General features: G+C 52.8%; 17 protein-coding genes and 1 pseudogene. 13 read left to right on the top strand and 5 right to left on the bottom strand.

Going from position 1 to position 17,261, the window contains the following annotated elements; translation table 11 throughout:
* The first annotated feature begins 252 nt into the window (after positions 1-252).
* Complete coding sequence (locus RAL91_RS20850; RefSeq protein ID WP_306258171.1) at positions 253-828, top strand: hypothetical protein; 576 nt, start codon at positions 253-255, stop codon at positions 826-828.
* A gap of 18 nt (positions 829-846) precedes the next feature.
* Here the strand turns inward: RAL91_RS20850 and RAL91_RS20845 are convergent, their stop codons facing one another.
* Positions 847-2,046, bottom strand: coding sequence for an ROK family transcriptional regulator (locus RAL91_RS20845; protein ID WP_306258170.1), 1,200 nt, complete (start codon positions 2,044-2,046; stop codon positions 847-849).
* 171 nt (positions 2,047-2,217) lie between these two features.
* Here RAL91_RS20845 and RAL91_RS20840 point away from each other — a divergent pair, with 171 nt between their 5' ends.
* The 4 genes from RAL91_RS20840 (at position 2,218) to RAL91_RS20825 (ending at position 5,964) form a co-directional block, all read left to right on the top strand.
* Positions 2,218-3,249 carry a sugar ABC transporter substrate-binding protein gene (locus RAL91_RS20840; protein ID WP_306258169.1) on the top strand — a complete coding sequence of 344 codons (1,032 nt, stop codon included), beginning with the start codon at positions 2,218-2,220 and terminating at the stop codon, positions 3,247-3,249.
* A gap of 68 nt (positions 3,250-3,317) precedes the next feature.
* Positions 3,318-4,430, top strand: coding sequence for an ABC transporter permease (locus tag RAL91_RS20835; protein WP_306258168.1), 1,113 nt, complete (start codon positions 3,318-3,320; stop codon positions 4,428-4,430).
* Positions 4,427-5,203 (top strand): ATP-binding cassette domain-containing protein, encoded by a 777-nt coding sequence (locus RAL91_RS20830; RefSeq protein ID WP_306258167.1) that lies wholly within the window; start codon positions 4,427-4,429, stop codon positions 5,201-5,203. Before RAL91_RS20835 ends, RAL91_RS20830 begins: the two co-directional genes overlap by 4 nt.
* Before the next feature lie 176 nt (positions 5,204-5,379).
* Entirely contained in the window at positions 5,380-5,964 is a 585-nt protein-coding gene (locus RAL91_RS20825; RefSeq protein ID WP_306258166.1) for a hypothetical protein, read from the top strand.
* 105 nt (positions 5,965-6,069) lie between these two features.
* Here RAL91_RS20825 and RAL91_RS20820 read toward each other — a convergent pair.
* A pseudogene (locus RAL91_RS20820) lies at positions 6,070-6,216 on the bottom strand (SDR family oxidoreductase); the annotation flags it as partial.
* 136 nt (positions 6,217-6,352) lie between these two features.
* On the opposite strand from RAL91_RS20820, the gene RAL91_RS20815 reads away from it, so the two are divergent.
* A complete protein-coding gene (locus RAL91_RS20815; protein WP_306258165.1) occupies positions 6,353-7,828 on the top strand; it encodes a diguanylate cyclase in 1,476 nt (491 codons plus the stop codon).
* 109 nt (positions 7,829-7,937) lie between these two features.
* Here RAL91_RS20815 and RAL91_RS20810 read toward each other — a convergent pair whose 3' ends face one another.
* Together RAL91_RS20810 and RAL91_RS20805 are read right to left on the bottom strand one after the other, a co-directional pair.
* Entirely contained in the window at positions 7,938-8,663 is a 726-nt protein-coding gene (locus RAL91_RS20810) for a beta-ketoacyl-ACP reductase (RefSeq protein ID WP_306258164.1), read from the bottom strand.
* Positions 8,664-8,759: 96 nt separating this feature from the next.
* Positions 8,760-9,944, bottom strand: a complete 1,185-nt coding sequence (locus RAL91_RS20805) for an acetyl-CoA C-acetyltransferase (protein WP_306258163.1) — start codon at positions 9,942-9,944, stop codon at positions 8,760-8,762.
* Positions 9,945-10,317: 373 nt separating this feature from the next.
* Here RAL91_RS20805 and phaR point away from each other — a divergent pair, with 373 nt between their 5' ends.
* The 3 genes from phaR to RAL91_RS20790 all read left to right on the top strand — a co-directional run bounded on the left by phaR (position 10,318) and on the right by RAL91_RS20790 (position 11,932).
* Positions 10,318-10,917, top strand: a complete 600-nt coding sequence (phaR, locus tag RAL91_RS20800; RefSeq protein WP_306258162.1) for a polyhydroxyalkanoate synthesis repressor PhaR — start codon at positions 10,318-10,320, stop codon at positions 10,915-10,917.
* Positions 10,918-11,163: 246 nt separating this feature from the next.
* Positions 11,164-11,349, top strand: a complete 186-nt coding sequence (gene rpmF, locus RAL91_RS20795) for a 50S ribosomal protein L32 (protein ID WP_306258161.1) — start codon at positions 11,164-11,166, stop codon at positions 11,347-11,349.
* Between the two features lie 193 nt (positions 11,350-11,542).
* Positions 11,543-11,932: a hypothetical protein gene (locus RAL91_RS20790; RefSeq protein ID WP_306263035.1), complete on the top strand. Its 390-nt coding sequence runs from the start codon at positions 11,543-11,545 to the stop codon at positions 11,930-11,932.
* Between the two features lie 85 nt (positions 11,933-12,017).
* Here RAL91_RS20790 and RAL91_RS20785 read toward each other — a convergent pair whose 3' ends face one another.
* Positions 12,018-12,449: a heme-binding protein gene (locus tag RAL91_RS20785; RefSeq protein WP_306258160.1), complete on the bottom strand. Its 432-nt coding sequence runs from the start codon at positions 12,447-12,449 to the stop codon at positions 12,018-12,020.
* Between the two features lie 126 nt (positions 12,450-12,575).
* Here RAL91_RS20785 and ggt point away from each other — a divergent pair, with 126 nt between their 5' ends.
* The 4 genes from ggt to RAL91_RS20765 all read left to right on the top strand — a co-directional run bounded on the left by ggt (position 12,576) and on the right by RAL91_RS20765 (position 17,200).
* Positions 12,576-14,156, top strand: a complete 1,581-nt coding sequence (gene ggt, locus RAL91_RS20780) for a gamma-glutamyltransferase (protein ID WP_306258159.1) — start codon at positions 12,576-12,578, stop codon at positions 14,154-14,156.
* A 292-nt stretch (positions 14,157-14,448) separates the two neighbouring features.
* Complete coding sequence (petA, locus tag RAL91_RS20775; RefSeq protein ID WP_306258158.1) at positions 14,449-14,997, top strand: ubiquinol-cytochrome c reductase iron-sulfur subunit; 549 nt, start codon at positions 14,449-14,451, stop codon at positions 14,995-14,997.
* Between the two features lie 39 nt (positions 14,998-15,036).
* The gene (locus RAL91_RS20770) at positions 15,037-16,323 is read left to right on the top strand and encodes a cytochrome b/b6 (protein ID WP_306258157.1); all 1,287 of its coding nucleotides are present in this window, start codon (positions 15,037-15,039) and stop codon (positions 16,321-16,323) included.
* A gap of 34 nt (positions 16,324-16,357) precedes the next feature.
* Positions 16,358-17,200: a cytochrome c1 gene (locus tag RAL91_RS20765; protein ID WP_306258156.1), complete on the top strand. Its 843-nt coding sequence runs from the start codon at positions 16,358-16,360 to the stop codon at positions 17,198-17,200.
* The last annotated feature ends 61 nt before the right edge of the window (positions 17,201-17,261 follow it).

The raw sequence follows: 17,261 nt of genomic DNA, 5'->3' as shown, positions 1-17,261 counted from the left end.
TGTATCGCGGTCTCCCAAAGCGACCGGAAGAATAAATTGAACGCATGTCTGCTTTGGAACGTGAGTGGTTTAACACTGAGGCCAGATTGTTCAGACTCGGGTGGCCCTGGTTGACCCCCGCTCTCACTTTTGCCCATCCTCACACCGGTGCTTCAAGCTGAAACCTCCATCCGCTATCTCATGAAACCAAGGGTTCCGTATTGTGTTCAAGTCGATTTGTCAGCAAGGTGCGAAGGAAAAGGGGAGGGCCTTATGGATAGCAAGATTGTGCGCCTGCGTACTGAAATTGCCGAACTACAGGATAAGTTGCGTGTTTTGGAGAATAGCGGAGAGGCACCGCAAACGTCAGAACAAGATCTCGACAGGATGTTTTTTGACGATGCCACTGTGGCGCAACACACGGCCCAGCGTTCGCCCACAATTCCCTATATTCTGAATCTGCCAATTGGCGCTCATCTGTCGGCTCCGTTTGTTTACGGGATGGTTTTTCCGATCGCTTTTCTGGACATCTGCCTGTTCATTTATCAGGCGGTGTGTTTTCGGCTTTGGAAGGTCGCGCGCGTCCGGCGGGGAGATTACGTTGTGATTGACCGGCATCACCTTGCCTATCTGAATGGCATTGAAAAACTGAATTGCGTTTATTGTGGCTACGCCAATGGCATGTTTGCATTCGCACAGGAAATCGCGGCACGCACCGAGCAGTTCTGGTGCCCGATCAAGCACGCAAGCCAAATTGCGCAGCCCCATTCGCATTATTCTGACTTTACCGAGTTTGGTGACGCGGAGGCGTGGCAGGAGCATCCGTCGCGCAAAAAGCCAAAGGCCTGACTTTGAAGCATCTCTTGCTCAGACTGCGGCCAATCCAACATTTGTGTTGAGCAGGAATTGAGAGAAAATGGGGCCGCTGGCGGCGCCAATTGCTCTGGCATTGCCGCCAATGCTGCCTGCTTCGATCTTTGGCGGGATCAATCCTCTGGTGTCCTGATTGATGAGGTAGCGTTGTGTTCGTTCCACCAATTCGTGGCGCACATTTTCCGGAAATGAGCCATCGATCATGATGGCTTCAAAGTCGATGACCGAGCACGTTGACAGGGCAGCTTTTGCAAGCTCCTGCGCGGTCTGGCCGACCCAATGTTCAACATAGCGCGAGATCTCGCTCCAATCCTGCGGTTGTTGCCACAGGATTTGCGGGTCGATTTCAACCTGATGTAATCGGCGTTCCAATAGATTGATGGATGCGATATCGATAAGCTGACGGCTTTCTCCATTGGGCCCGATACTTCGCAGCGAGCCAAGCGCGCCTGCGTTGCCCTGGTGGCCCTCAAATACGGAATGGTTGAGAACCACACCGCCCCCGACAAAGGCTGAAATGAAGAAATAGGCGTAATCGCGAAATTCCTTGCCTCTGCCATAAACATGCTCTGCCTTGCATGCGGCGGTGGCATCATTGACCACCCGGGCCGGTAGCGCACTGAACCGGGCAACGCGTTCCTGAAAATTGACGTTCTTCCAGGATATGAATTCTTCAGCAGGTGCGCCGGCCAGATCATACCAGTTCCACAATTCAAACGGCGCGGCAAATCCAATACCGCAGATCCGGCTTTGTTCGTTCGATGTCAGTTTTGCGGAAATCGTCGCAATGCCGTCTTCCAGGAAGGAAAAGATGTTGTCAGGCATCGGGTAGTCATAGGTGGTGTTGATCTGATGTCTGATGCCGCCGGTGAACCCGATCAGCACAAGATCAGCGCTGCGCCGCCCGATTTTCAGGCCATAGGACAGGACACCGCCGGGTGCCAGGCCCATGGGGACGGATGGCTTGCCGACGCGCCCGCGCTGAGGTTCGCCGCGTTCCAAAAGCCCATCCTGTTGAAGTTTGCGCAGGATGACGGAGACGGTCTGTGGTGACAGGCCAGTATGACGCGCCAGGTCACTGCCTGGCATCGGGCCGCTTCTGAGAAGCATGGAGAGAAGAAGGCGTTCATTGTAGTCCCGAAGACCGCTTTGATTCACCCCTCCGCTCAGCGATCTGATCTTAGGAACACTCATCGCGCTACCTTTACCCTCAAAAATGATCGATAGAAAGATGCATTGGTTAATTAATAAATCAAGTTTATTTATTTATTGACAAAGTAGCCCAGATGATATTTTTCTAGGCCAACGTCGCTGGAGGTGACGTTTAATTTTTTGGGCAGACCTGACTGCCATTCGGAGGGAAATATGAAGAAGATTTTGATCGCAACGTGCGCCGCTGCACTTGTATCCACGACAGCAATGGTGGCTCCTGCACTGGCAGCCAGCCACAGCATTACGGCTTGCTTGATTACAAAAACGGACACCAATCCTTTTTTCGTAAAGATGAAAGAGGGCGCGGCCGCCAAAGCAGAAGAGCTTGGCATCGATCTGAAGACATTTGCCGGTAAAGTCGACGGTGATCATGAAACTCAGGTTGCCGCAATCGAGACTTGCATCGCTGATGGTGCCAAAGGCATTTTGCTGACAGCTTCCGATACATCTTCCATCGTATCATCTGTTCAGCAGGCACGGGACGCAGGTCTTGTCGTGATTGCCCTTGATACACCGCTGGAGCCAATTGATTCTGCTGATGCGACATTTGCAACGGACAATTTCCTTGCTGGTGAACTGATCGGCAAATGGGCCGCTGCCAAATTGGGTGATGAAGCTGCAAATGCAAAGATTGCCATGCTTGACCTTGCTGTCAGCCAGCCTTCCGTTGGCGTATTGCGCGATCAGGGCTTCCTGCAGGGTTTTGGCATTGAGCTTGGCGATCCCACCAAATGGGGCGACGAAACAGATCCCCGTATCGTTGGCAACGATATAACCGCAGGTAATGAAGAAGGTGGCCGCAAGGCTATGGAAAACCTTCTGGTCAAAGACCCTGAAGTGAATGTGGTTTACACCATCAATGAGCCTGCTGCAGCCGGTGCTTATGAAGCGCTGAAAGCAATTGGCCGCGAACGTGATGTGCTGATCGTATCTGTTGATGGCGGTTGCCCGGGTGTTCAGAACATTGCCGATGGCGTTATTGGTGCAACGTCTCAGCAATACCCGCTGTTGATGGCATCCAAAGGCATTGAGGCTATTGCAGCCTGGGCCAAAGACGGCACGAAGCCTGCGACTACTCCTGGTAAGGAATTCTTTGATACCGGTGTTGCTTTGGTAACAGACACCCCGGTTGATGGCGTTGAGTCCATCAGTGTTGAAGAAGGCAAGGCCCTCTGCTGGGGTTAATTTCTGACGTAAATCTTTGAAATATGATAGGGCGGTGATGGAAACCGCCCTATTTTTCTAGGTGATCTATGCCGGGTGAGGGAGATACTGAAATGTCAAAACAGAACACGCAGGATTTTGAAGCAGCTGCGGTGAGCAGCCCTCAAAGTGTGGCCGAATTTTCTGAGGAAAAGCACGGTCTATTCGAAAGAATACAACACGCACTCCATCAAACTCCGGCATTGGTACCCCTTGTTGTTCTGATGATTTCGCTGGCCGTGTTCGGCATTCTGCTTGGCTCGAAGTTTTTTTCCCCCTTTGCCCTGACCCTGATTCTTCAGCAAGTGGCCATTGTTGGTATTGTCGGCGCAGCCCAGTCTCTGGTTATTCTGACCGCTGGAATTGATTTGTCGGTGGGCGCCATCATGGTGCTTTCATCCGTGGTAATGGGGCAATTCACCTTCCGATACGGCCTGCCGGTTGAAGTGGCAATTGGATGTGGTCTGCTGGTTGGGACATTTTGCGGCTATATCAACGGTTGGCTCATTGCCGTTATGAAGCTGCCGCCCTTTATCGTCACTCTGGGCATGTGGCAGATCGTATTGGCCACCAATTTTCTTTATTCGGCGAATGAAACAATCCGCAGCCAGGAAATCGCCACTGAAGCCCCGTTGCTGCAATTGTTCGGCTGGACATTCAAGGTCGGTGCGGACGAGGCCGGGCGCGGCGGCGCCAATTTTACGATTGGCGTGATCTTCATGGTCGTGCTGATTTGCGTGCTGGCTTATGTGCTGAAGCAAACCGCATGGGGCCGCCATGTTTATGCCGTCGGCGATGATCCGGAGGCGGCTGAACTGTCCGGTGTGCAGGTCAAACGCACACTCATTTCGGTTTATATGCTGTCAGGCCTTATCTGTGCGTTCGCCGGCTGGGCGCTGATTGGCCGTATCGGCTCGGTTTCTCCGACATCCGGACAATTGGCAAATATTGAGAGTATTACGGCCGTTGTGATCGGTGGAATTTCGCTGTTCGGCGGCCGCGGCTCGATTGCCGGCATGCTGTTCGGCGCTTTGATCGTGGGGGTCTTCACATTGGGCCTTCGCTTGCTGGGGGCAGATGCGCAATGGACCTATTTGCTGATTGGCGCCCTTATTATCGGGGCCGTTGCAGTTGACCAGTGGATCAGAAAGGTTGCGTCATGAGTTCTCCAATCCTGCAGGCAACGGGCCTGGTTAAGCGATATGGCCGTGTGACGGCGCTGGACCATTGCGATTTTGAACTTTATCCCGGAGAAATCCTGGCTGTCATCGGCGATAATGGCGCGGGGAAATCAACCTTGATCAAAGCCTTGTCGGGAGCCGTGCGTCCTGATGAAGGCAGTATTCTGATGGACGGAAAGCCGATCAGTTTCAGCTCACCACAGCAGGCGCGGGAAGCGGGTATCGAGACCGTGTACCAAAACCTGGCTTTATCTCCGGCGCTGTCAATTGCTGACAATATGTTCCTGGGTCGGGAAATCAGAAAGCCCGGTTTGCTGGGTTCGGTCTTCCGTAAACTTGACCGTGCCAAGATGGAGCAATTAGCGCGTGACAAGTTAAGCGAGCTTGGCCTGATGACCATTCAGAATATCGGCCAGGCTGTGGAAACATTGTCCGGCGGGCAACGTCAGGGTGTCGCGGTGGCACGCGCTGCAGCCTTTGGCAGCCGCGTGATTATCATGGATGAGCCAACGGCGGCGCTTGGCGTTAAGGAAAGTCGCCGTGTTCTGGAACTCATTCAGGATGTGCGCTCCAAAGGATTGCCAATCATTCTGATCAGTCACAACATGCCGCATGTTTTTGAGCTTGCAGATCGCATCCATATTCACCGACTTGGCCAACGCCTGTGCGTCATTGATCCCAAGGATTACACGATGTCTGATGCTGTGGCGTTTATGACCGGAGCGAAAGAACCGCCCACCCAAATGGCGGCCTGACACAAACACTGAGACATATACTGATACGAAAAAGCCCGGAGATTTGCTCCGGGCTTTTTGTTTGACGGGGTCGTTCTTCTCCGGCGAATCACGGTTAGTTGTGGCGGGGTGCATCTGTACAAAGGGTGATGCTTGCTCTTAGAGTTGCCAGAAGCACACCATGAAAGGCGACGACGATGCTCCGCAAACTCGTGTTCCTGGTGCTCATTCTGGCTCTGCCGGGGTGCATCGCATCGCAAGAACAGCTGTTCAGTGACGGCCTTGATTTTGGAGATGAGTTCGGGTTCTTCACGCTGAATGCGGATGATCCTGAAGAGGGATTTCTGCTCGTCAAAAATGATCAGGACAATTCTTACGAGATGTTTGGCGTTGATGACGGTTATTCATCAGTCTTCATCAATCAACTCTCTTCGCAGTTTATGGTTTTGTCAGGCTACTCGGCGGAGAGTGGAGAATTTCATCATCTCGTTCTGCGTCAGCAGGGGGATCAATACTTCCTGTTTAACGATGGCGAGAATGAACTGGATGCGCGTCTCGAAGACGAAAAGAAACGGCTCAGGCAGGAAAATGACTACAGAAATTATGCCTACAGGGTCCGGGACCGGTCGCATCTGGAGGGCTTGGCACAGGCCTTTGCAAATGCTGTCGAAACGGGTTTTTTCCAGGAATCTGAGGTCGAACTTGTTCGTTCAGGCTCTGAGGGGGCTGCTGACAGGTTGAAGGCGCTGAGAAAAAATATCGAAGACCAGCAAGAGAGTTAAGCCGATTTCCAGAGTGTGACTTCTGTTGCGTTCGGACCCTGGATCAATCGCTAAAAAAGGCCCGGCATGTGACCGGGCTTTCTTTCATGCAGCGATCAGGCGTTGTTACGAGAACTGCCTGCCATTGGCCGAGATTGTTGAGCCGGCGATAAATCCGGCATCGTCGCTGGCGAGGAAAACCACACATCTTGCGATTTCTTCCGGGTCGCCGGGAGCGCCAAAGTGGATCTGCGGGATGATGCGTTTGGCAAGCCATTCAACTTCAGTCAGCAACCCAAAGCGGCAAATACATAAAATTTTATTCAAATTTGCCAATTTGAGTTTGTGATAAGTCGAAACATTTCATGCCAGTCTCTCTCTAACAGGTATAAAGTGCATCGGAACACAATTGAAACACTCGTTTAGCAATGAACTTTCTGGCAGCGGCTCTGACGGCGCGCCGCGCCCGAAGGCTCCACATCCTTCAACTGGCCGACGGAAGCTGGCCAACCGGTTTCGCAGGCTCTGGTTAGCCACTGTGGCCCCTTTCCACAAATCAATCCATGTCAGATTTCGCTATGTGTTTGCCATCGCTGTAATGGGTCTCGTTCTGATGGCTGCGATTGCATTCATCTCAAGCCGCACCCTGTTGACCACCTATGAAAACAGCGTGCAGGAAATGCGCGTTGAGATGATGTCTATGGAACGCTTCCAAGGTTCATTGAGAGACGCGAACCGTCTGGCGTTTCTACACGCGATCGATGGTGATCAATCAGCACCCGAGCGTTTTGAAGAAATCAGCGAGGCGGTGGACGGGCAAATTGAACACGCGACAAAGGCCGAGGCAGGGCGCGCATCGGATCATCACATCCATTCCAACATTGCGCTGTCGATATTTGCACCAACGTGGGAAAACACAAAAGCCGCTGCCCGATCTGTATTTCAGCACACGCCTGGGACACCGGAAGCTATCGAAGCGCTGCGGCGCGTGCAAGCGGTGACTGATTCGGCTAATGATGCGTTTTCCGAGTTCCATCACTCTTCACTTCAGGATGTGTATCGGCATCTTGAGGCCGCGCAAAGGGTCGGCGTAAATGCACTTTTCGCGATGTTCGGCGGCATTGTTGCCGGGGGTGCGCTTTTGATTGTTCTGGGTGTATTTGTGGGGCGTTCGGTACTCCATCCCATCGCAGAACTCCACCGAGCTGCAGGTAAACTGGGTAAGAAGGATTTTTCGCATAGAGTCATGCTTCGCAACACCAGTGATGAGTTGGGGCAACTTGGAAAAGCGTTCAACCTAGCGGCCACGGCTTTGCAACGATTGTACCGGGAGCTTGAAAGACGTTCGACCCATGACAACCTGACCGATATTCTGAACCGTGCCGGATTCGACGAGCGGTTGGCCGCTGAATGTGAGAATACCAAACGAACGGGTCGGGGACTTGCGCTTTTGCTGGTTGATATAGACTTCTTCAAACGCGTGAATGACATTCACGGGCATCAGGCTGGTGACGAGGCTTTGCAGGTTGTTGCCCAATTATTGGAGGAGGCGACAAGACCGGGAGATATCGTGGCCCGCTATGGGGGCGAAGAGTTTGCGATTATTCTTCCTGATACGGATGAGGCCAGCGCCATGGCCATGGCAGAGCGACTGCGCTTCAATATTGAAGCTGCCAATATCGATTGTGGTATCGATGAGGACATCGGTGTGACTGTCAGTATTGGTTGTGCCAGCCAGCTGTCGGACATGATGACACCTGAGGATTTTATCAGATATGCTGACGTGGCGCTTTATGCGGCCAAGGATGCCGGGCGAAACCGTGTTGTCTCGGCGCAACGAGGGCAATTGACCCATGGACTGGACCAGCAGCCGGATGCAGCCTAGAGCGCCTTTTGTAACGGTCTCGACATGGTGTGGTGGGACATCCAAAGGAAAGAAAAGCCCGGACAGTTTGCAACTCTCCGGGCTTCGGCTATTCGGGAGTCATGGGCCCTTACGAGAAGAACTGCCCACCATTGGCCGAGATTGTTGAGCCGGTGATAAATCCGGCATCGTCGCTCGCCAGAAAGACCACACATCTTGCGATTTCTTCCGGTTCGCCGAGACGGCCAACGGGGATCTGCGGGATGATGCGTTTGTCGAGCACTTCCTGCGGGATCGCGCGGACCATTTCTGTTCCGATATAGCCGGGGCAGATGGCGTTGACTGTGATGCCCTTGGCAGCACCTTCCTGAGCCAAAGCGCGGGTGAAACCGATATCGCCTGCTTTGGCAGCAGAATAATTGGTCTGGCCCATCTGGCCTTTTTGGCCGTTGATCGAGGAGATGTTGATAACACGCCCAAAACCGCGTGTACGCATGCCTTCCCAGATGGGGCGGGTCATGTTGAAGAGGCCATTGAGATTGGTGTTGATGACGGCCTGCCACTGATCAATGGTCATTTTGTGGAACATGCCATCGCGCGTGATGCCAGCATTGTTGACCAGAATATCGATTGGCCCGATATCGGCCTCTACTTTGGCGATGCCTTCGACGCAGGAATCATAGTCCGATACATCCCATTTGTAGACCGGTATGCCGGTTTCTTCCTTGAACTTGCCAGCAGCTTCATCATTGCCTGCGTAGCTTGCGGCTACTGTATAGCCTGCCTCTTTCAGGGCTGTGGAAATTGCGGCGCCGATGCCTCGGCTTCCTCCGGTGACCAATGCTGTTTTACCCATGCTTTCTTCCCTCATCTAATTTGGTTTGACTGCACTTTTTGCGCAGTTTCTCTTGATTTTGGAACCGGGGAAATTTCCCCCGGCTCCCGCGCAGTCTTATGAACGCTCGACTGTAAGTGCAACGCCCATGCCGCCGCCGATGCACAGGGTGGCAAGACCCTTTTTGGCATCACGCTTCTGCATTTCATGAAGCAGTGTGACAAGCACACGGCAGCCGGATGCACCAATCGGGTGGCCGATGGCGATTGCGCCACCATTCACATTCACGATCTCGGGAGCCCAGCCCATTTCCTTGTTGACGGCGCAAGCCTGAGCGGCAAACGCCTCATTGGCTTCTACAAGGTCCAGATCAGCGACAGACCAGCCGGCCCGGTCCAGTGCCTTGCGGGATGCAGGGATTGGGCCGCTGCCCATGATCGCAGGATCAACACCGGCAGTGGCGGAGCTTGCAATGCGGGCCAATGGTGTCAGGCCGCGTTTTTCAGCTTCGGCTGCGCTCATCAACATGACGGCAGCAGCGCCATCATTCAGGCCGGAAGCGTTGGCAGCTGTGACCGTGCCATCTTTCTGGAAAGCAGGACGCACTTTGGTGACACTTTCCAGCGTTGCGCCGTGGCGGATGTATTCATCATCTTCAACCACTGTCTCTCCCTTACGGGTTTTGACAGTGAAGGGGATGATTTCATCCTTGAATTTGCCAGCCTTCTGCGCGGCTTCCGCCTTGTTCTGGGAGGCAACTGCAAAATTGTCCTGCTGATCGCGGCTGATCTGCCATTTCTCGGCAACATTTTCAGCTGTCGTGCCCATGTGGTAGCCATTGAATGCATCCCACAGGCCGTCCTTGATCATAGTGTCGATCATTGTGTAGTCGCCCATCTTAACGCCGTTGCGCAAAAGCTGTGCGTGTGGCGAGAGGGACATATTTTCCTGACCGCCGGCAATCACGACGCTTGCTTCGCCGGATTTGATCTGTTGTGCGCCAAGCGAGACTGCGCGCAGGCCGGAACCACAAACCTGATTAAGACCCCAGGCAGTTGTGTCGGTTGGAAGGCCAGCATTAATAGCTGCCTGGCGTGCCGGGTTCTGACCTTGTGCGGCGGTCAGAACCTGCCCAAGAATAACTTCGCTAACGTCTGATGCTTCAACACCGGCACGAGACAGCAGACCCTGTATCACTGCCGCGCCAAGATCATGGGCTGGCGTGTTAACGAATGAACCGGTGAACGATCCGACCGGTGTACGGCCAGCGGCAACAATGACGATATCTTCTGAATTGGACATGGAGGCTCCCTTTATTAACTTCAAATCTTCGGTGTCATTTGCACAATAGCGCTTTTCTGCAAAGTTATCTTATTCAAATTTCGCATTGCAGAACTGCAGATAATACGCAGCTTATGACTTTAGTCCGGTGAATAAGTTGCATGATTTTACGCAGTTGCACATGGTCCTTTGTGCTGCAAATACAAGAATTTCCGCAAAGAATGGCCCTGATTGCCCTAATGCCATCAGTTCGTGCGCAATGTGGTGTTACGTGGCAGTGCAAAAAAGATGGATGTGCGCTGCAAAATTCCATAGGGTGACAGAATAAAGAACCAGAAGGCTGGTCGTTGCACTGCAGCGACCGGTTCGGGACTGAAAACAGGACGGGTCTGCCATGGCTAAAACTGACGAGCCGATAACCATCAAGAAATACGCAAATCGACGCCTCTATAATACCGGCACGTCGACTTACGTTACGCTGGAAGATCTGTCTGTGATGGTGAAGAAGGAAGACGATTTTGTCGTGGTGGACGCCAAATCCGGCCAGGATATCACCCGCTCGGTTCTGACACAGATTATTTTTGATGAAGAGAACAAGGGCATCAATTTGTTGCCTATTTCTTTCCTGCGCCAGCTGATCCGGTTTTATGGAGACCAGATGCAGGCCGTTGTTCCCAGCTTTCTGGATGCATCGATTTCCTCTCTGACGCGCGATCAGGATAAATTCCGCGAGCAGATATCATCTATTGGTGTGCCCGGCTTTGACGCCGTGGAAGAACATACCCGCCGCAATATGGAAATGTTTGAGCAGGCTATGAAGATGTTCAACCCGTTCGGCGTGCCGACGAAAGCACCGACAGATGTATCAGATCTTGCTGATTCCTCAGTTGCGCCGACTGCTGCTGCGCCAAGCTCGGATGATCTGTCAGCCCTGAAGGACCAGATTGCCGATATGCAGCGCAAAGTGGAAGCCCTTTCCACGAAGAAGGACTGAGCTTACAGGTGCTGGTCGTTCCAGGTGAGGGGCCGGTGGTTCAAGCAGGTATTTTTTTCTTGCAAACCTCTGGTCAAACCGATGGCTTGACTGTATAAGGCCGCTCTAATTCCCGAATTTGCTGACATCAGCGGCTCGGTTGGGGTTTCCCGGCGATCCGATCATGGTGTTTGTAAACAAAGATCCAAATGATCAGTCGCGCATCAGCCGGCTGGCGCGTTGACTGAATAATGGAAGGTTTGGCCCATGGCTGTTCCAAAAAGTAAGATATCCCGCATGAAACGCGGCTTTCGCCGTTCTACGGATGCTTTGAAAGCAAATGCATATGTGGAAGACAAGGATTCTGGCGAATTGCGCCGTCCGCACCATATTGATCTGAAGACCGGCATGTATCGTGGTCGTCAGATTCTGGAAGCAAAAGACAACGCTTAAACAGACGTATTTTGCGTTTGTTGCAGGTGAATGAATGAAGGCCGGTTTTGACCGGCCTTTTTTATATTTCCGAACCGTATTATAAGTCTGGACCGATTGTTTGCTTCGGGACAATGGCTGGCTCTCGATCTCAACGAGTTTTCGCCAAAACATAATGGGTTTGAGGAGAACTGGTGTGTTGAATTTTCCGCTGATGTTGGTGCCTTTGGTGGTGTACAACCTTTTCGCATTTGATCTTCTGACAACTTACATGACGGCCAGATGGGATGCTGTGCTGTTCAGTGTAACTATGATTTCAGGCGCAATTTTCAACTTCTCCCTGTCCGATCTATTTGTTTTTTCAGCGCTTGTTCTGCTGTGTATCGAAGTCCTGAAAGCCACACGAATAGGCAATCTGACCATTGTTGATCACATGTTGTCGATGGTTGTGTTTATCGTTTTTCTGGTGGAGTTTTTGCTGGTGCGCGAGGCCGCAACGACCTTATTCTTCACTCTGATGGTGATTGCCTTGATTGATGTTGTGGCCGGGTTTGCCATTTCCATCCGGTCAGCAACGCGGGATGTGGCCGTTGGCGGCTATTAAAACTCTGCTTTTTTAAAAGGCAGCGCTGTATTTTGGCTTTTCACCAGTAATCCGCAGCGCCGCCAGTTTTCCTGATTTGTATGAGTTAGCCGGGATCAGCTGCAAAACCGGCAGCTTCAATGCCAGCAATCGCGCATGCTTCATCATTGTCTGATGTGTCGCCGGAAATTCCGACAGCGCCAATGATATCGCCGTCACCATCGCGCACCAGAACGCCGCCGGGTACAGGAACTATGCGTCCGCCTGCCACGCCATTCAGACCCTCCAGGAAATGCGGGCGCTCTGCCGCCTGTGCGTTGAGCCATCTTGATCCGGCTCCTACCGCCAGCGCGCCATAGGCTTTGCCTGCGGAAATCTGAGGACGCAGCATCGACGTGCCATCCTGTGCCAGATACGCCCGCAAGTGGCCGCCTGCATCCAGAACAGATACACCAAGAGGCTTCAGGCCAAGTTCTGCGCCTTTGGCAAAGGCGGCATCGATGATTGTGCTGGCCTGTTGCATCGTGATCTTTGTCATAAAGTCTCCTGTAGGTTTTCCGGATCATCCGACTGAACTCATGTTTCGGGACTTGTGCCAAAGGGCCGGTTCTGTCAACACAGGGCATCAAATTTGCCACTCAAATTTTCTGAAGGTTTCTCACTTATGCGCAACTTCAGTCAGCCGGGGCGCTCTCCGGTCTATGCGGAAAATGGCATGGTTGCCACATCCCATCCACTGGCCAGTGCCGCCGCCCTGGATATGCTGAAATCCGGCGGAAATGCTGTTGATGCCGCTGTCTGTGCCTCTGCCGTGCTTGCAGTGGTCGAACCGCATATGACCGGGATTGGCGGCGACTGTTTCGCAATTGTTAGTGAGCCAGATGGAACGCTGCACGGCTTCAACGGTTCTGGGCGCAGTGCCGCCGGTGCTGAGTTGGACCGATACCGGGGGCAGGGGTGGACTGAGATCCCGGAAACCTCTCCCCATGCCATAACAGTTCCTGGAGCCATTGATGCCTGGGAACAGCTTTTGTCACGGTCCGGACGAAAGGGACTGGATGCAGCCCTGTTTCAGGCGATCAACTATGCACGTAACGGGTTTTTTGTGGCGCCGCGTGTTGCTCACGACATAGCAGCCCTTACCGGTAAATTGCAGCAAAACGAAGCGGCAGCGGCGGTCTATCTGAAGTCCGGTGCTGCTTATGCTTTGGGTGATCGCATTCTGTCTCCAGCTTTGGCAGAAACGCTTGAGGCTATTGCTGCCAAAGGTGCGCGCGCCTTTTATGAAGGCGAAATTGCAGCTGATATTTCGGCATCAATTCAAGCGCTTGGCGGCGTTCTTGGTGAAGCTGATCTGGCGGCTCATCGGGGCTTTTTCACCGATCCGGTTTCAACCTCCTATCAGGGACACGACATTTTTGAGCTGCCGCCAAACGGGCAGGGCATTGCTGCTTTGGTGATCCTGAATATTCTCACGGCACAACGACGTATTGCTGACCCCATGTCGGCCGAACGGCTGCATAAGCAGATTGAGGCTGCCAAGCTTGGCTACGGCGTGCGCGATGCTTTTATTTCTGATCCGGTTGCGATGTCCGTTTCCATGTCTGATCTGATTGATCCTGCCTATGGCCAAAAATTGTCTGAGCGAATCAACACGACCAGCGTTTTGGACAAGCCTGCGCCACATGTGCCCAATGCAGACACGGTGTATCTGAGTGTTGTGGACAGGGACGGGATGGCCTGTTCGTTTATCAATTCCCTGTTTGATGGCTTTGGAACCGGTATTCTGACTGAGAAAACGGGTATCATGCTGCAAAGTCGCGGGCGATGCTTCTCGTTGGAGGAAGGGCACCCCAATGCGGTTGGCCCGTCAAAACTGCCTCTTCACACGATTATTCCGGGCATGGTTCTGAAAGACGGCAAACCGTCCATCAGTTTCGGCGTCATGGGCGGTCAGTATCAGGCCTGCGGCCACGCCCATGTTTTACAGAATATGCTGGTCTATGGCTTTGACCCGCAAGCGGCGCTCGATTTTCCGCGCGCTTTCTGGGACGAAGCAGGCAATTTGGAACTGGAAGATGGCTGGTCTCCTCAGATTGATGAGATTCTGCTTCAGAAGGGCCACAATGTGGTGCGGTCCGGGAAGGCAATTGGAGGCGGACAAATTATTGCCATCGACCAGGAACGCGGGTTGCTCATCGGCGGTTCAGATCCGCGAAAAGATGGTCTGGCAATTGGTTACTAGCATTCTTTCAAAACTAAATTCTGCGTTTTGATTTCTGTTAAAATGTTGCTTTGCGGCCCGAAGGTGGCATCATGAACGAGTTTTGGTGGGTGAATCGTCGCAATTAGTCGAATCTCCTGGTCTCGGGCGTTGACGTTTTGGCGCGGCTGCGGGATATAACCACTCAATAGGTGCTCTTGCGTGCTGTTGTTTCAAACGAAATGCAAATCGCTTATAAAGATGTGAATCGACGCTCCACCGCTGATGCCAAGGCAAACGCAATGGGGCGGCTTTGCTGCAAAAGGATACAGCCTTGTCGGATACGGCTCTTGAAAATGGAACTTCGGCTTCCGGGGAAAATGGAACCCGGCGGGATTTTCTTTATGTAACAACGGGCGCATTCGCTGTTGTCGGCGTTGCCGGCATAGTTTGGCCGCTTGTTGACCAGATGAACCCGGATGCATCAGCATTGGCGCTGGCCTCCACGGAAGTGGACATCAGCGCTGTTGAATCTGGTCAAAGCATCACAATCAAGTGGCGCGGAAAACCCGTTTTCATTCGCAATCGTACAGATGCTGAGGTTGAGGCCGCCAAATCCGTTCCTATGGATGAGCTGATCGATCCTCAAGAGGATGTGGAACGCGCTGTCGAAGGCCGTGAGAATCTTCTTATTATGGTTGGTATCTGCACGCATCTGGGCTGTGTTCCGCTTGGTGATGCCGGTGATTTTGGTGGTTGGTTCTGCCCTTGCCATGGCTCGCACTACGACACGTCTGGCCGCATTCGCAGAGGTCCGGCACCGCTGAACCTTGTTATCCCGCCTTATGAATTCATGTCCGAAACGAAGCTCCGCATTGGCTAAGCGCTTTCATCGGCTTTTGAGAAACTCGGAGACCTCGCAATGAGTGGACATTCCTCCTCCTACGATCCCCAGAACGGTGCGATGAAGTGGCTTGACAAACGTCTGCCGCTTCCGCGTCTGATGCACGATTCCTTCGTGTCTTATCCGGTGCCACGTAATCTGAACTACGCCTACACATTCGGCGGTATGCTGTCGATCATGCTGGTTATTCAGATTATCACCGGTGTTGTTCTGGCCATGCATTACGTTGCCAGCGCCGATGTTGCCTTCAACTCGGTTGAGCACATCATGCGTGATGTGAATTATGGCTGGCTGCTGCGCTACGTTCACACAAATGGCGCTTCGATGTTCTTCATTGCGGTGTATGTGCATATTTTCCGCGGCCTTTATTATGGTTCCTATAAGGAGCCACGTGAGGTCCTGTGGATTCTCGGCGTTGTTATTTTCCTGTTGATGATGGCCACAGCCTTTATGGGCTATGTGCTGCCATGGGGACAAATGTCCTTCTGGGGTGCAACTGTTATCACCAATCTGTTCTCTGCCATTCCATTGTTCGGTGAGAGCATTGTGACCTGGCTGTGGGGTGGCTTTTCAGTCGACCAACCGACGTTGAACCGCTTCTTCTCGCTGCATTACCTGCTTCCCTTCATGATTGCCGGCGTTGTCATTCTCCACGTCTGGGCACTCCACGTGACGGGCCAGACGAACCCGACAGGCGTTGAAGTCAAACAGAAGAGCGACACACTGCCTTTCACGCCGTATGCGACCATCAAAGATGCGTTTGCGCTGGTTGTGTTTTTCGTTGTCTACGCCTGGTTCGTGTTTTATCTGCCGAACTATCTGGGCCATGCCGACAATTATATTCCTGCCAATCCGCTGGTTACGCCTGCACACATAGTGCCTGAATGGTACTTCCTGCCGTTCTACGCCATCCTGCGCGCGGTGCCTGATAAGCTGGGCGGCGTTGTGCTGATGTTTGGCTCCATTGCGGTGCTGTTTGTGCTGCCATGGCTGGACACATCAAAAGTGCGGTCGGCTTCGTTCCGTCCAACCTACCGCGTGTTTTTCTGGGTCTTCGTGGTGGTTGCCATTATCTTGGGCTGGCTTGGATCAAAGCCTGCCGAAGGCGGCTATGTGATTGCATCACGTATTTTCACTGCATACTACTTTGCACATTTCCTCATTCTGCTACCGCTATTGGGCATCTTTGAGAAAACGAAACCGCTGCCAAACTCCATCACAGAGTCTGTGCTGGGTGACAGCGACAGCAAAGGTGGCTCTGCCATGCCGTCAGGCGCTGCTGCATCTCCCGAGACCAAGGGTTGATTGGGGTCAGGTAATGAGGTTCAAGGACAACACAATGACGACTTTCCTTACTAAAACCGTCGCCACTGCCACACTCATCTTCGGGATGGCATTTTCGGGCGCGGCAATAGCTGCCGAAAAAGTGCATGTTGAGGAACAGGACTGGAGCTTTTCCGGACCCTTCGGCAAGTTTGATCAGGCACAATTACAGCGTGGATTTCAGATTTACACGGAAAACTGTTCAGCTTGCCACAGTCTGAGCCTTGTCTCGTTTCGCAATCTGATGGAGCCTGGTGGGCCAGGTTTCTCTGAAGCTGAAGTTCGCGCCATTGCGGCGGATGTCTCTGTACTGGATGGCCCGGATGGAGACGGTGAACTGTTTGACCGTCCCGGCAGGCTGTCGGATCGCTTTCCATCGCCTTGGGCCAATGAAGAACAAGCGCGGGCCTCCAATAATGGTGCTTATCCACCAGACTTTTCGTTGCTGGCAAAGGCGCGTGCAGCGACACGTGGATTCCCGACTTTCGTGTTTGATATCTTCACGCAGTATCAAGAATCCGGGCCGGATTATATCTATGGTCTGCTGACCGGCTACAGTGAAGATGTACCTGATGATGTCCAGATGCTGGACGGCCTGCATTACAATACGAACTTCCTGTCAGGTGTTCAGATTGCGATGGCTGCACCGTTGAGTGATGATCAGCATGAGTATTCTGACGGATCGCCACAGACTTTGGACCAGTATGCGCGTGATGTTACCGCGTTCATGATGTGGGCGGCGGAGCCGCATTTGATGGATCGAAAAGCGATGGGCTTCCGGGTTCTGATTTTCTTGCTGATTTTTGCCGGATTGCTTTACCTGACGAAACGCAAGGTTTTCGCCAGCGTCAGGCATTAGGCTCTGATTACACGACGCAATATAAAAGAGTCCCTCCCGGGGCTCTTTTCATTTCCGGTTC

It is taken from the genome of Pararhizobium sp. IMCC21322, from assembly GCF_030758295.1.
Lineage (GTDB): Bacteria > Pseudomonadota > Alphaproteobacteria > Rhizobiales.
Note: the sequence above shows the minus strand (reverse complement) of the source record. Positions and strands in the feature narration are given on the sequence as shown.